The sequence below is a fragment of the Nocardiopsis sp. FIRDI 009 genome, assembly GCF_003386285.1.
In the GTDB taxonomy this organism is placed as follows: Bacteria; Actinomycetota; Actinomycetes; order Streptosporangiales; family Streptosporangiaceae; genus Nocardiopsis.
Genome location: NZ_QPNC01000025.1, coordinates 42,053 through 55,630, shown reverse-complemented (window position 1 = coordinate 55,630; position 13,578 = coordinate 42,053). Strand labels below are relative to the sequence as shown.

13 protein-coding genes and 1 pseudogene are annotated in these 13,578 nt (G+C 70.8%); 7 read left to right on the top strand and 7 right to left on the bottom strand.

The features are described from left to right. The first annotated feature begins 266 nt into the window (after positions 1–266). Positions 267–542 (top strand): glycoside hydrolase family 16 protein, encoded by a 276-nt coding sequence (locus DVR05_RS27140; protein WP_198659281.1) that lies wholly within the window; start codon positions 267–269, stop codon positions 540–542. A 114-nt stretch (positions 543–656) separates the two neighbouring features. Here DVR05_RS27140 and serB read toward each other — a convergent pair whose 3' ends face one another. From serB to DVR05_RS21395, 3 genes are all read right to left on the bottom strand, one after another. Beyond that, a complete protein-coding gene (serB, locus tag DVR05_RS21405; RefSeq protein WP_116247693.1) occupies positions 657–1,868 on the bottom strand; it encodes a phosphoserine phosphatase SerB in 1,212 nt (403 codons plus the stop codon). 83 nt (positions 1,869–1,951) lie between these two features. Beyond that, positions 1,952–2,542: a DUF1707 domain-containing protein gene (locus tag DVR05_RS21400; protein WP_116247692.1), complete on the bottom strand. Its 591-nt coding sequence runs from the start codon at positions 2,540–2,542 to the stop codon at positions 1,952–1,954. A gap of 136 nt (positions 2,543–2,678) precedes the next feature. After that, on the bottom strand, positions 2,679–3,434 hold the full coding sequence (locus DVR05_RS21395) for a hypothetical protein (RefSeq protein WP_116247691.1): 756 nt from the start codon (positions 3,432–3,434) through the stop codon (positions 2,679–2,681). A 58-nt stretch (positions 3,435–3,492) separates the two neighbouring features. Between DVR05_RS21395 and DVR05_RS21390 the strand changes: the two genes are divergently transcribed. From DVR05_RS21390 to DVR05_RS21380, 3 genes are all read left to right on the top strand, one after another. Further along, positions 3,493–4,278 carry an ABC transporter ATP-binding protein gene (locus tag DVR05_RS21390; protein WP_116247690.1) on the top strand — a complete coding sequence of 262 codons (786 nt, stop codon included), beginning with the start codon at positions 3,493–3,495 and terminating at the stop codon, positions 4,276–4,278. Positions 4,279–4,540: 262 nt separating this feature from the next. Beyond that, entirely contained in the window at positions 4,541–5,467 is a 927-nt protein-coding gene (locus tag DVR05_RS21385; RefSeq protein WP_116247689.1) for an SPFH domain-containing protein, read from the top strand. 143 nt (positions 5,468–5,610) lie between these two features. After that, entirely contained in the window at positions 5,611–6,369 is a 759-nt protein-coding gene (locus tag DVR05_RS21380) for a sulfite exporter TauE/SafE family protein (RefSeq protein ID WP_116247688.1), read from the top strand. A 24-nt stretch (positions 6,370–6,393) separates the two neighbouring features. Here the strand turns inward: DVR05_RS21380 and DVR05_RS21375 are convergent, their stop codons facing one another. The 3 genes from DVR05_RS21375 to DVR05_RS21365 form a co-directional block, all read right to left on the bottom strand. Continuing rightward, on the bottom strand, positions 6,394–7,017 hold the full coding sequence (locus DVR05_RS21375; RefSeq protein WP_116247687.1) for an HD domain-containing protein: 624 nt from the start codon (positions 7,015–7,017) through the stop codon (positions 6,394–6,396). Positions 7,018–7,220: 203 nt separating this feature from the next. Beyond that, positions 7,221–8,096, bottom strand: coding sequence for a S9 family peptidase (locus DVR05_RS21370; protein ID WP_116247686.1), 876 nt, complete (start codon positions 8,094–8,096; stop codon positions 7,221–7,223). Then, entirely contained in the window at positions 8,090–8,680 is a 591-nt protein-coding gene (locus tag DVR05_RS21365; protein ID WP_116247700.1) for a TetR/AcrR family transcriptional regulator, read from the bottom strand. The genes DVR05_RS21370 and DVR05_RS21365 overlap by 7 nt, the downstream gene beginning before the upstream one ends. A 407-nt stretch (positions 8,681–9,087) precedes the next feature. On the opposite strand from DVR05_RS21365, the pseudogene DVR05_RS27550 reads away from it, so the two are divergent. Further along, positions 9,088–9,242: pseudogene (locus DVR05_RS27550) on the top strand (aldehyde dehydrogenase (NADP(+))); the annotation flags it as partial. A gap of 91 nt (positions 9,243–9,333) precedes the next feature. Next, the gene (gene add, locus DVR05_RS21355; protein ID WP_116247685.1) at positions 9,334–10,380 is read left to right on the top strand and encodes an adenosine deaminase; all 1,047 of its coding nucleotides are present in this window, start codon (positions 9,334–9,336) and stop codon (positions 10,378–10,380) included. Between the two features lie 14 nt (positions 10,381–10,394). Here add and DVR05_RS21350 read toward each other — a convergent pair whose 3' ends face one another. Continuing rightward, positions 10,395–11,513 (bottom strand): CapA family protein, encoded by a 1,119-nt coding sequence (locus DVR05_RS21350; RefSeq protein ID WP_116247684.1) that lies wholly within the window; start codon positions 11,511–11,513, stop codon positions 10,395–10,397. 741 nt (positions 11,514–12,254) lie between these two features. Here DVR05_RS21350 and DVR05_RS21345 point away from each other — a divergent pair. Further along, positions 12,255–13,367 carry a chaplin gene (locus tag DVR05_RS21345; RefSeq protein WP_116247683.1) on the top strand — a complete coding sequence of 371 codons (1,113 nt, stop codon included), beginning with the start codon at positions 12,255–12,257 and terminating at the stop codon, positions 13,365–13,367. The last annotated feature ends 211 nt before the right edge of the window (positions 13,368–13,578 follow it).

Sequence of the window (13,578 nt, the reverse complement as noted above, 5' to 3'; positions counted from 1 at the left end):
GGGGTCGCCTGTTGTGGGTGGCCCTCTTCTTCTTTTTTGTGCGCGGGCTTGTGCGATTGTGAACATCCCGCTGGCCTTGTCGGAGTCGTCGCGTACACGCGCCGTGGTCTGTGGATGATCGGTTACGAAGAGGTTCCTGCGCAGTCGGGGGAGATCTGCGTCGCCGAGATCTTCGGACGTGATGTCTCACCCGAGTCGGCAGCCGTCGGCATGGGCATCCACTCCTTCGACGACCCCGCTCTCCATGAAGACTCACGCAGGTCAGAGTGGAGATCGACGCCCGCCGGCTCCACACCTACACCGTGGAATGGATCCCGGAGCACGTCGCCTTCTCCATCGACGGCCACCACCAGCGCAGTCTCGACCAGTTCCCGGACTACCCGATGCAGCTGATGCTGAACATCTACGAGTTCCCCGCGGACCACCCGGAGCGCGCCACCGCCCACCCGAAACACTTCATCGTCGACTACGTGCGGGGCTACCGGCCAGCTGGAGTCCCGACAGGCCGCCGCCTCCCTGGGAGCGCCGCCGCGGCCGACTGACCCACCCCGGTTCTCCAGCCCGTCTGACTTCTCTTCCGCCGGGCGCGACACGGCGGTGCGCCGGGGTGCACGAACCGGGGTGGGGAAGTCCTCGCCTCCCGTCCCGCCCGCGTCCTATCCGTGGAGGTCGGCGGCCTCGATCTCCTCACGCGTGATGCCCAGGATGAAGGCGATCGCGTCCAGGTAGGGGACGGTCACCGACGTGTCCGCCTGTTCCCGGACGACGGGCTTGGCGTTGAAGGCCACGCCCAGTCCCGCGGTCTGGAGCATGTCCAGGTCGTTGGCGCCGTCGCCGATGGCGACCGTCTGGGTGAGGGGGACACCGGCCTCGTCGGCGAACCGCTGGAGGGTCGTCGCCTTGCCCTTGCGGTCGATGATCGGCCCCACCAGTTCACCGGTGAGCTTGCCGTCCACGACCTCAAGGGTGTTCGCCGCCGAGTAGTCGAGGTCCAGGAGCTCCACGAGGGAGTCGGTGATCTGGGTGAACCCGCCGCTGACGATCCCGCACTCGTAGCCCAGGCGCTTCAACGTACGCACCAGGGTCCGGGCGCCCGGGGTCAGGACGATCTCCTCGCGCACACGGTCGATCGCGGAGGCGTCCAGCCCGCGGAGCAGCGCGACCCGGGCACGGAGCGACTCCTCGAAGTCCAGCTCCCCGCGCATCGCCTGTTCGGTGACCTTGGCGATCTCCTCCTCGCAGCCCGCGTGGGCGGCCAGGAGCTCGATCACCTCACCCTGGATCAGGGTCGAGTCCACGTCCATGATAATGAGGTGCTTGCCCCGGCGGTGCAGCCCGCTCGACTGGACGGCGACGTCCACGGCCTGGGTGCTCGCCTCCATCGCGAGCTCGGCGCGGAGCTGGTCGGCGTCGCCCCCGGAGATGTCCATCTCGACGGAGGTCACCGGATAGCTGGAGAGCCGCTCGATGCGGTCGATGTTGGCCCCCGCCCGGGCGACACAGGACGTGATCGCGGCCAGGGCGCCGGGGCGGAGCGGATCCGCCAGGACGGTGACGTGCAGGCGGTGGGGGTCGTAGGCGTTGACCCGCCCGTTGCCGTCCCCGTACTCGGTCTCCATGTCGAGGTCGATCGCGGTCTTGTCCAGCGCGCTGCGGACCTCCTCGAAGACCCGGTGCCGGGTCACGCCGGGAGCGACGCGCTCGTCCACCTCCAGGATCGCGCCCAGGACCAGACGGCCGCCGAGGACGACCTGTTCCAGGTCGACGATGGTCACCGGGAAGACGGAGAGGGTGCTGAGCAGACGCGCGCTGATGCCCGGACGGTCCCGTCCGGTCACCGTGACCGACAACGTGGTTTCATCATTCATGACGCCATCCACGGTACTCGGCCCGCCCCCGCTCGTGATCGGCAGGTCAGCCTCTTTTCGCAGGTCGTTCACTATGTGGACAGCTACCGGCGCTTGGAATTCTTCGCCTTGACGTCGATTCCGCCCAGCACACAGGTCCCGGTGAGCCGGACGACGGGGGCGTTCGGCTCCGTGACCTGGTCGGTACCGTGCACGTCGGCCCCGCCCAGGATCGCGGACGTGTTGTTGATCACCCTGACCCCGTGCGGCACGGTGATGTCGACCCCGCCCAGGATGACGGCCAGTTGGATCGTGACCTCGTTCTGGCTGAGAACGGCCTCGCGCAGGTCCAGTTCCACCCCGCCGCACAGCACGGACACGTTGGTGCGCGGCTCCACCAGCCAGCGGCCCCTGCGCTCGCAGCCGCCGAAGACCGCCACCAGGTTCTCCGAACCCTTGCTCTGCCCGGCCAGGTCCCGGGCCTCGGGGTCCAGGGCGGGATGTTCCCCCCGCTGGTGCGCCGGAAGGTCCTGGACCAGGGGAGCGAGTTCGCCGATGGTCTTGGCGCGGTAGAGGCCGTCCAGCCGCTCCTCGAGCTCCACCGGACTCAGCCGGCCCTCAGCCAGAGCTTCCCGAAGCCTGGCGGCGACCGCGTCGCGGTCCGCGTCGGAGGCACGGATGTGGTCGGGCTGCATGGTCTCCTCGTTCCCTCGTCTCCACCTGCCATCCAGTATTGGGGGTGACCGGTCGTGCCGGATCAGGTAACGCCCCTGGGAGAACCCCGAGATTCGCTCACCCGCGGCCCACGGGGGTGCGTCCGCGGGACACTCCCTAACGGCGCGGGTCGATCGCCGCGTGCGCGGCCACCCGGGCGCGCCGGACGGCCATGTCGAGCCGCCGGAGCGCTTCCCGGCGACTCTCCGCCTGGTGGGCGGTGAGCCCCCGGCCGGAGAACGGTTCGGCCAGCTCGACGACGTGCGCGATCCGCTCGGCCTGGGCGGCCAGCCGGTGGGCGCGCGGTGGGTAGCCGTGCGCCAGCGGAGGCGCCTGCCGCGTCTCCAGGGCGCCGAGGACCTTCGGCCCGAACCCGGTGACGTCGTCCACGCCCTCCAGGGTCCGGGTGACCTCCAGCAGGGTCAGCTTGAGCCGCTGCTCGGCCTCGGCCAGGTCGGGGACCTGGGGTACGGCGTCGGCGGCCCGGAACGGCGTCCACGAGACGCCCACATAGGATGATCCCCGCCGGTCGGGCGTGGGCACCAGGCCCACCTGTTCGTCGGCGAGCTGCACCAGGACGCCCTCCCGGGCCTCCACGGCGGCCTGGTTGAGTTCCTTGGGGCCGACCAGTCCCAGCGGATCCCCCCAGGTGGGCAGCGCCAGCCGGAACACCGACAACCCGAGGCCGCCCAGCCGGACCAGCGCGGCCCGCAGGGGGACACCGCTGTCGAACGGCAGGTCGTCGGCGGGTACTGTCCCGATCAGGTTGGGACCGCCGCGGCGCTCCACGGCGTCGACGGCGTCGTCCAGTCCGACGTGTCCGGACAGCCAGGCGTTGCCCCAGGCGACGAGCGGTGCGGACGTGAGATGCATTGCTACAGGGTAGGTCGGCCGGTGCACCGGTACGGGACATGTGATGTGAGGGAGGACGATGGACGGGCGTGTGGTGGGCCTGAGCGGGGTCACGGTGCGGCGCGGGGGCTCGGCCCTGCTGGACGGGGTCGACTGGACGGTCCGGGAGGGTGAACGGTGGGTCATCCTCGGCCCGAACGGCGCGGGGAAGACCACGCTGCTCAACGTCGTCTCCAGCCAGCTGTTCCCGACGGAGGGTGCGGTGGAGATCCTCGGCGAGCGGCTCGGCGGCGTCGACGTGTTCGAGCTGCGGCCGCTGATCGGCTACGCGAGCGCCGCCGTCGCGGGGCGGATCGAGGAGGGGACCCCGGTCATCGACCTGGTGCTCAGCGCCGCCTACGGCTACCTGGGCCGGTTCCGGGAGGAGTACGGGATCCCGGACTACGGGCGGGCCCGCGCGCTGCTCGGCCACTGGGGGGTGGGTGACCTCGCCGACCGCGAGTTCCACACGCTGTCCGAGGGGGAGCGCAAACGCGTCCTCATCGCCCGCGCCCTCATGGCCGACCCGGAGGTGCTGCTGCTGGACGAGCCCGCCGCGGGGCTGGACCTGGGCGGCCGTGAGGATCTGCTGCGGCGGTTGGGCGCGCTCGCCCGTAACGAGGCCGCGCCGACGCTCGTCGTGGTCTCACACCACGTGGAGGAGATCCCGGTGGGCTTCACGCACGGTCTGCTGCTGCGGGAGGGCGGTGTGGTCGCCGCGGGCCCGTTGGACGAGGTGATGACGGCGGACACGCTGTCGGAGACCTTCGACCTGCCGCTGAAGGTGGAGCGCGACGGCGACCGGTGGAGTGCCCGCGCTCTCTGACAATTTGGGATTGAGTCAATCGGAGCAATCCATTGGCCACAATTCCTATGTCTGTCCATATATGGCCGCCTCTGAGGCATATGGGGTAGCGTCATCGAGCGGTGAACGGATCGCTCCATTTCGGCGCGCTTTATGATCATCGGGTGGGCGGGGCCGCCGGTGCGTGGTCCGCGCCCGCTCCCCTGACCCCGTTGGGAAATTCCGGAGCCGCCCTGATGCCGCTGCTGATCTTCGCCCCCCGCCTTGAGACGGGGGTTGCCCCATGACCACCACGATCATCATCGTCGCGCTCTTCGTCGCCGTTCTGCTGCTCATCTTCTGGCGGAGCGTGCGCATCGTCCCGCACTCGATGGAGGACGTCGTCGAGCGGTTCGGCAAGTTCCACCGGACGCTGAACTCGGGGTTCAACATCGTCGTCCCGGGCGTGGACCAGGTGCGGGAACGGATCGACCGTCGGGTGCAGGTGGTCAGCTTCCCGCCGCAGTCGGCGATCACCGAGGACAACCTCGCGGTGGAGGTCGACTCGGCGGTCTACGTCCGGGTCGTCGACGCCTACCGGGCCACCTACGAGGTCGCCAACTTCATCCAGGCCGTGGAGCAGCTCACCCTGGCCACCCTGCGCAACGTCATCGGCGGCATGAACCTGGAGGCCACGCTCACCTCCCGCGACGAGATCAACCGGGAGTTGAAGACGGTCCTGGACGAGGCCACGGCCGATTGGGGCATCGAGATCAGCCGGATCGAGCTCAAGGGCATCGAACCGCCCTCCTCGGTGCAGGAGGCGATGGAGATGCAGATGCGCGCCGACCGCGAGAAGCGCGCCCAGCTGCTCAGCGCCGAGGGCGAGAAGCAGTCGGCCGTGCTGCGCGCCGAGGGTGAGCGCTCCGCGGCGGTGCTCCGGGCCAAGGGTGCCGCCGAGGCGCAGATGCTCACCGCCAAGGCCGACGCCGACGCCCAGACGCTCCGGGCGCGGGGTGAGGCCGACGCCATCCACATCGTGTTCAAGTCCCTGCACGCCAGCCGGATCGACCAGGACGTGCTGGCCTACCACTACCTCCAGAAGCTTCCGGAGATCGCGCGCGGCGACGCGAACAAGGTGTGGGTCGTCCCGTCCGAGATGGGCAGGGCGCTCCAGGGTGTCGGCGAAGCCTTCGAGCGGCTGCGCGACGACGTCGTCCGGGCTCCCTGAGCCGTTCGGGCCGGGGCGGGCGGGTCCCGAGGCAGGCACAGTGCTCCGCGCACCCCGCCCCGTGATCCGATGACCGGTTCTCGTAGTCTGTGGGGAATCTTCCCCGGCCGCTCGGGGATCGGTACGGAGCTGGAGTGTCGGGGATGGAACTGTGGGAGGCCGCGGCCATCCTCCTGGCCGGGGTCGCGGCCGGGGGGATCAACATCATCGCCGGGTCGGGAACCCTGTTCACCTTCCCCGTGCTCCTGGCACTCGGCTACCCGCCGATCACCGCCACCGTCTCCAACACGGTCGGACTGGCCCCGGGGTCGCTCAGCGGCGCCATCGGCTACCGGCGCGAGCTGAGGGGGCAGCGCACCCGGATGCTGCGCCTGGGCGGCGCGGCCTTCATCGGCGCGATCACCGGGGCGATGCTCCTCGTCTACCTGCCGCCGGGGGTGTTCGAGACCGTCGTGCCGTTCATGATCGGCGCGGCGTGCGTGCTCATCCTCCTCCAGCCCCGGATCTCCGCCTGGGCGCGGTCGCACAGGCCCGCGTCCGAGAACGGCGGCCCGCTGCTCCCGGTGGGCTGCTACGCGACCGGCGTCTACGGCGGCTACTTCGCGGCGGCGCAGGGGATCATCCTGCTGAGCATTCTGGGCACGGCCCTGGACGACGACCTCCAGCGCCTCAACGCCCTGAAGAACGTGCTCACGACGATCGCCAACGGCACGGCCGCGGCGTTCTACGTCGTCTTCGCCGCGCCCGCGTGGCCGGTGGTGGCGCTGATCGCGGCCGGCACGATCATCGGCGGGAACCTGGGCGCGCGCTACGGACGTCGGCTCAGCCCGGCGGCCCTGCGGGTGTGCGTGGTCGCCGTGGGTCTGACCGCCGCCCTCCAGCTGGTCATGGGCCGGATCTGAGTCCCTCCCGGCCCGGGTCCCTCCTCAGCCCTTGAAGTACCCGCGCCGACTGGCGTCCTCCACCAGCGCGGCGGCGTAGGCGCCCAGGGCCTCGGAGCCCTCGGCGATCAGTTTGACCTTCTCCATCACCTGGGCACGGGTGACCCCGAAGCGCAGCCAGGTGCCGCCCTCGTTGTGCCAGTTGGCCAGTATGGGCGCCAGCCGGTCGACGGCCCGGGCGAAGCGGGCCTCGGGGGTGTCGCGGGCCTCGAACTCGTTCCACAGCTCGCGTGCCCGTTCGGCCTGGTCCTCGGGCAGCAGGGGGAAGATGCGGTCGGCGGCGGCGCGTTCGCGCTCGGCCTGGGTCTCGGCGTTGACCTGGTCGAAGAGGTAGGTGTCCCCGGCGTCGATCTCGACGATGTCGTGCAGGACGAGCATCTCGACGACCCGGTCGATATCGGTGCCCCGGGGGGCGTACTCGGCGAAGGTGCGCGCGGCCAGGGCCAGGTGCCAGGAGTGCTCCGCCGCGTTCTCTCGGCGGGAGCCGTCGACCAGCAGGTTCTGCCGCAGGACGCGCTTGAGCTTGTCGACCTCCAGGAGGAAGCGCAGTTGCGCGTTCATCCGCTCGTTGTCGACCCCGCTGGCAAAGACCGGTGCCGGTTCCGTCACGTGGTTCGCCCTCCTGATGGATGAGTCGAAACGGTCAGGTGGACCGCTCGCGCGGTCGCCACTGGATGATCCCATGCAACGTGTACCAGCTGTCGCGGCGGCGTCCGCCGAACGGACGTGGGGAGAGGGCGGAGGGTGCACACGATGAACGGCCGGTGTCGGGGTGTCGGGGCGGGGCGCGGGCCTGTCGGAGGAGCGGCCCGCTAGGTCTCCGCGGCCGCCTGGACCTGCGAGGAAGAGGTCAGGTGCCGGTGGAGCCACTCGGTGAGGGCACGGTCGGTGAGGACGCCCGCCGGGGTGAGCGGTCCTGGGTCGAGGCCGGGCTCGGGACCGATCGTGTGGGCCAGGTCGGGGACGACGATGTGACGTAGGGCATGTTCGGCGCCCTGGGTGCGGAGTGCGTCGTGCAGGGCCAGACCGTCTCCGGGGGAGACCACGTCGTCCCGTCCGCCGTTGACGATGAGCAGCGGTGTGCGGCCGCGCGCGACGTCCCCGGCCCGGGCGGTGAAGTCCAGCCACTCACGCGTCTGGCGCGACCGGGCGGTCCACTCGTAGGGGGAGCCGGTGCGGCGCTCGCGGGCCGCGAGCGCCAGGGCGGGGTCGACGACGGGGTTGACGACGGCGGCCGCGCCGATCGGCAGCCGGCTCTCGGCGAGGGCGAGCAGCGCGGCGGAGGCTCCGGCCCCGACGCCGACCAGACCGACGGGGTCCTCGGTGACGGGGAGGAGGGCGCGGAGGGCGTCGGTGACGCGGTGCAGTTCGGCGGCGGCCTCCTCGACCACCGGGCCGAACAGTTCGACGAGGTAGTCGCGCTCGCCGCGCCGGTTGACCTCGGCGACGCCGCCCTCGGGCAGGCGGGCCCCGAACAGGGGCAGCCCCAGGTACACGCGCCACGCGGGGAGCGGGGTCATGGGTACGGCCCCGGCCAGGGCGGCCTCGCCGCGGGGCGGTTCGAACGCGTGCAGGGCGAGGACGAGGGGCGCCGGGGCGTCGGTCGTGGCCGGCGGGAGGGCCAGGTAGGGGACACCCGCGGCCGTTCCGGTGAGGGGGCGGGTGAGGGTGCTGGCGTCGGCTACCACGGGTGGTCGCCTCCGTTGCGTTGGGAGAAGTCGGACAGGTAGCTGCTGACCAGGCGCTTGGCCTCGCGGATGAGGTCGGGATCGCCCTCCGGGTCGTGGCGGAAGGCGAGTTTGAGCACCGAGTCGGCGGCTTCGACGGCCACGTGGATGGCGCGGTCGAGGTCGTCGGTGTCGGGGATACCGGTGACGGAGACGATGATCCCCCGCAGGCGGACCGAGATGACCCGGTTGTTGTCGGTGCCGCCGTTGAGGAGTCTGCGGTCGACGATGTCGCCGAAGTGGAGGCTCCGGAAACCGGGGACCGTGCGGTGCATGTCGATGTACTCGTCGATGACGGTGTCGACGGCCACGGTCCAGTGGGAGAAGGAGGCGTCGGCCAGGCGTTCGGTGACGCGTGCGCCGAACTGGTCGAGGAAGCGCAGGCCGAGGGCCTGGGTGATGGCCTTCTTGTCCGGGAAGAACTGGTAGACCGACCCGATGGCGACGCCGGCGCGTTCGGCGATGCGGGTGGTGGAGAGGTTGTCGTAGCCGATCTCGTCGAGGAGCTCCGCGCAGCAGTCGAGCATGCGCTGGACTCTGAGCATGCTGCGCTGCTGTGCGGGGAGTCTGCGGAGTGGAGCCTGGGCGAAGGCGAGGTCCTCGGCGGCGAGGTTGACCGGCCCACGGCTCTCGCGCGACACGTGGGACCCGTTCGCGCCGCCAGGGGACCGTCGCGGCCGCTGGGACGTTGAGCTTCGGGGATTTGTCGTCACGCCACCTATGATGCCTTTCCGGAATCACCTGGTTCCGTGGAAATTCCAGTTTCGTTCCGGAGATCGTTGCGGAAGTGTCCGCGACCTCCGTGGTACGGGTGTCGTTCGAGGTCACGACGGTGGTACCGGCGAATGTGACGGATGTCCCCTTCGTCGGTTTTGGTATCGATTGTCATCGCCACCGTTCGTGTGGGGCGGACGCTACCCCCTGGGTACGACACTTTCCGGCGGTGCCCGCGGTGTGGCACGGCTGGCCCACGGGGGTGGCCGTCACACACACGCCATGGCCCACGGGGGTCCCTGACCGGCGACCACGGCCTCCGGACACACGTCGGTCGGCGGCACGGCGATCCGTCGGTCCCTTCGACCGGTGATCCACCGGTCCGTCCCCCGGTGCTGGCGGGCACCGCGTGGATCTCACGGGTCGGTGTGAGCTTCCGCCGCCGGGGTTGGGACGGGGTGCCCGCGCGCGTAGTCTCGCGCACATGGACACCAACCCGACCCCGTCGGCCGTCGACGCGCTCATCAGGGATCTGCCCAAGGTGGAACTCCACGTCCACCTGGAGGGCTCCATGCCCGCGGACACCCTGTTCACCCTGGCCCGCAAGCACGGGTTGACGAAGGTCCCCGACAGCCTGGAGTCCCTCCGCGAGTGGTACGCCTTCACCGACTTCCCGCACTTCGTCGAGGTGTACCTGGAGTCGGTGGGCGCTCTGCGCGACGAGGAGGACTTCGCCCTCCTGACGTCCGTGGTGGCCGAGGGGCTGGTCGAGCACAACGTGCGGTACGCGGAGCTGCACGTGAGCCTGTACGGGCACCTGATGCGCGGGGTCCCGGCCCGGGTGGTCTTCGACGGGATCGAGCACGCGAGGACGGCGGCCGAGCGCGACCACGGCCTCCAGCTGCGGTGGATTCCGGACTTCCCGGCCGACTTCGGTCTGGAGAGCGCGGAGAGGACGGTCGAGGCGGTGCTGAGGGACGCACCGCACAGCGTGGTCGGGTTCGGGGTCGGCGGGGTGGAGAGCCCGCTGGAGCAGTACGCGGGGGTGTTCGGCCGGGCGCGCGCGGCGGGCCTGGCGAGCCTGCCGCACGCCGGTGAACACGGCGGCCCCGAGCGGGTCCGCGAGGCGCTGGACGTGCTGCGCGCGGAGCGGATCGGCCACGGTATCGACTCGATGCGGGACCCGGACCTGGTCGCCCGCCTGGTCGACGAACAGGTGCCGGTGGACGTCAGCCCCACCTCCAACGTCCGCACGCGCGCGATCGGGGAGATCGGTGACCACCCGCTGCCGCGCATGCTGGACGCCGGGCTGCTGGTGACGCTCAACACCGACGATCCCACGATGTTCGGTACCGACCTGACCCGTGAGTACCGCACCGCCCACGCGCTCGGGCTGTCCCCGGCCGACCTGGTGCGGCTGGCCGCGAACGGGGTGCGCGCCTCCTACCTGGGTACGGCGCGCCGCCACGCGCTCCTGTCGGAGATCGCCGCCGTCGCCGAGCGCCACGGCGTCGCGGCGCCCGGCCTGTAGCGGGGGAGGGTCCCCTACGCGGGCGAGTCGGACAGGGGCAGACCGCACTGGTCGCGCAGGCCCACCCATGTCTGGTGGGCCTGTTCGGCGGCCGCGCCCTCGTAGGGGACGGGGACGCCGCCCTGGATACGGGCGGGCGCCCAGTCGGACTCGGTGACGCGCCCGTCGTCGAGGGTGAGGGTGAGGACACCGCTCTCGGCGGTGGGTCCGTTGAAGTTGTAGAAGACGAAGTTGCCCAGTCCGTAGTGGACGTAGGAGTCGCCGACGAAGCCGCCCGGCGACAGCACGTGCGCGTGACCGCCGACGACGGCGGCGGCGCCCGCGTCGATCAGCTCCTCGGCCAGGGTGGGGGCGTGCCCGATCGGGCAGTGCGAACCCTCCAGCCCCCAGTGCAGGAACACGACGACGTTGTCGACCTCGGCGGCGGCCTCGGCCACGGCGGCCAGCATCCGCTCCCGGGACTCCCCCTTGACGGAGGCCAGGCCGGGCTTGCCCTCGCCGGCGGTCCAGGCGCCGATGAGGTGGTCGTCGAGGACGTCGGTGGCGCCGAACAGGGCGACCGTCTGTCCGTTGACCTCGGCGATGTGGGGGGCGTATGCCTCGTCGGCGTCGTTGCCCGCACCCACCAGGGCGACGGGCGAGGCCGCGCCGTTGGCGAGGGTGTCGGCCAGCCCGGCCTCTCCGTAGTCCATGCCGTGGTTGTTGGCGACGGAGGCCACGTCCACCCCCGCGGCGTCCAGGGCCTCCAGGGCGGTGGCGGGGGCGCGGAAGACGTACTGCTTGTTCGGGGCGGGGGTGCCGCCCTCGGTGACGGCGGTCTCCAGGTTGACCATGGCCAGGTCGGCGGCGGAGAGCTGGCTCGCGACGGGTCCCATGGCGGTCGACGGGTCGTTCAGCCGGGATTCGAGCAGACCCTCGAACATGACGTCGCCGCCGAAGGCGATGGTGAGGGGATCGGTGTCCTCGGGGGAGGGGCTGGGCGCGTCGCTGGGCGAGGCGGTGGATCCCTGGAGGGCGGCCGCTTCTTCCCCGGTGTCGTCGGTCGGCGCGTCGGGGGAGCAGGCGGTGGTGAGGAGCGCGCCCGCGAGCAGTGCTGCGCCGGCGCTCAACGGGGCCTGGGGGCGGGACGGCATCGGTGGCTCCTGGAGACGGGGGGCGTCGGGGTTTCCATCGTGTGGGACGCGTGTCCCGTGTGCCTGGTTTGCCGTGGTTCGCGGTCGGGTGGCATCGCTCGGTCGCTCGGGTCCCCGCCCATGGTGCGCAGGAACGGGGGAGCGGGGGAACGGACCCGGCGGGGCGTGTCGGAAGGCGGGTTCTCCTTCCCCGGAGCGGATCTCTCATTTCCGACTTTCCGCATCAATCGGGCATATTGCTATTACACGCCGGATTCGGGTGTCAAGAATGGTGTCTGGTCGTGGTTACGGGCACTAATCAACGAAGTTGTTTAGTGGATCTCGGGTTGCGGGTCCAAAATTTTCTTCACTGGGAATTGACACTTTAAGCTCTTGTTCGTGTGCGCAGAGTAATCAAAGATAAGTCTTTGACCAGGATTCACTTCGCTGGGTCGCATTGCATGTGCGTAAAGTGTTCATGGAGCGGATAAACATTTCCGAAAAACGCCTGCGCGGCCCCGAGGGCTTGCTAACGTTTCGGTCCGTCGCCGGTTCTCGTCAGAGGAGATCCCCAAGGAGCCGCGACCTCCGCACGTACGTGGGCCGCCCCGCCTCATTCACCGCCACCGGTGACCGGCCCGCCTCCGCCGCGGCGGAGGAACCGTTCCGCGGTCTGACACGCATTCGGTTCCACCCGCGGCGTTTCGCGCCACCTCCGGCGCGATCACCTGGCTGTCTTCCGTGAAAGGTCCAAGCAGCACGATGCGCAACACACTCCGCTACCCCTTCGCGACCGTCCTCACCGCCGGACTCGTGGTCGCCCCCCTGACCGCGGCCCTCGCCGACACGTCCACGGACGGTTCCGGCAGCGTGGGCGGCGGAAACCAGGTCATCGTCCCCGCCGACGTCCAGGCCGACCTGTGCGGCAACGCGCTCGCGGTGCTGGGCATCTCCAGCGCCGAGTGCGACCAGGTGTCCGAGGTGCTCTACGAGGCCAGCGGGCAGGGCGCCACGACCGACGGTTCGGGGGGTGTGGCCAGCGGCAACCAGATCATCGTCCCGGTCGACGCCGCCGTGGACGCCTGCGGCAACGCGGTCGCCGTCGGCGGGATCTCCGAGGCCGACTGCGTCGAGGTGGTCGAGGCTCTGGAGGAGGAGTCCGACGAACCCGCCTCCACCGCCTCCACCAACGGCTCCGGCGGTGTGGCCAGCGGCAACCAGATCATCATCCCGGTCGACGTCGCACTCAACGTCTGCGGTAACTCGGTCGCGATCCTGGGCGGTTCCAGCGCCGAGTGCACCACGATCATCAACGTCATCCAGGCCTCCCCCGAGAACGAGGGAGCCCCCACGACCGACGGTTCGGGGGGTGTGGCCAGCGGCAACCAGATCATCGTCCCGGTCGACGCCGCCGTCGAGATCTGCGGCAACGCGGTGTCCGTGCTCGGCCTGGCCGAGGCCGCCTGCATGGAGCAGATCTCGGATGACGGCGGTGATGACGGTGATGACGGCGACAACGGTGACGGCGGTGATGACGGCGACGGCGGTGACGGCGGTGATGACGGCGACGGCGGTGACGGCGGTGACGGCGGTGACGGCGGTGACGGCGGTGACGGCGGTGACGACGGCGACGGCGGTGATGACGGCGACAACGGTGACGGCGGCGACGGCGGCCGCGACGACGAGGACGACACCGACGGCGGTTCCGACGGCGGCGACGACCAGAAGCCGCAGGCCGACGAGCAGCTCGCGGTGACCGGTACCGCCCTGGGCGGCCTGGTCGCGGCCGGTCTGGCGGCGATCGGGGCCGGTGGCGCCGGTCTGTACTTCGCGCGCAGGCGTCGCGCGGCGGCGGGTGCCGAGGACGAGGTCTAGGTCCTGCTTCCCCGGAACGGTCACCCCTGAGGGTGACGGAGAGGGAGCCACCGCGCCGGAGGCGCCCGTCGAGGGCGGGGGAGGATGACGGGCGGACCGAGGCGAGGCGGAGGACCAGAACAGAGACGGTGAGGGCGGGGTCCCGGTGTTCCGGGCCCCGCCCCTCGCGTGTCCGGGTCGGCCTTCGGACGCCCCGGCGGGGGCGGTGCGG

What these genes read in the sequence shown, in the direction of transcription:
- DVR05_RS21345 (WP_116247683.1), top strand. Translation starts at nt 12,255, where the DNA reads ATGCGCAACACACTCCGCTACCCCTTCGCGACCGTCCTCACCGCCGGA.
- DVR05_RS21385 (WP_116247689.1), top strand. Translation starts at nt 4,541, where the DNA reads ATGACCACCACGATCATCATCGTCGCGCTCTTCGTCGCCGTTCTGCTG.
- DVR05_RS21365 (WP_116247700.1), bottom strand. Translation starts at nt 8,680, where the DNA reads ATGCTCAGAGTCCAGCGCATGCTCGACTGCTGCGCGGAGCTCCTCGAC.
- DVR05_RS21400 (WP_116247692.1), bottom strand. Translation starts at nt 2,542, where the DNA reads ATGCAGCCCGACCACATCCGTGCCTCCGACGCGGACCGCGACGCGGTC.
- DVR05_RS21350 (WP_116247684.1), bottom strand. Translation starts at nt 11,513, where the DNA reads ATGCCGTCCCGCCCCCAGGCCCCGTTGAGCGCCGGCGCAGCACTGCTC.
- DVR05_RS21395 (WP_116247691.1), bottom strand. Translation starts at nt 3,434, where the DNA reads ATGCATCTCACGTCCGCACCGCTCGTCGCCTGGGGCAACGCCTGGCTG.
- DVR05_RS21380 (WP_116247688.1), top strand. Translation starts at nt 5,611, where the DNA reads ATGGAACTGTGGGAGGCCGCGGCCATCCTCCTGGCCGGGGTCGCGGCC.
- add (WP_116247685.1), top strand. Translation starts at nt 9,334, where the DNA reads ATGGACACCAACCCGACCCCGTCGGCCGTCGACGCGCTCATCAGGGAT.
- DVR05_RS21390 (WP_116247690.1), top strand. Translation starts at nt 3,493, where the DNA reads ATGGACGGGCGTGTGGTGGGCCTGAGCGGGGTCACGGTGCGGCGCGGG.
- serB (WP_116247693.1), bottom strand. Translation starts at nt 1,868, where the DNA reads ATGAATGATGAAACCACGTTGTCGGTCACGGTGACCGGACGGGACCGT.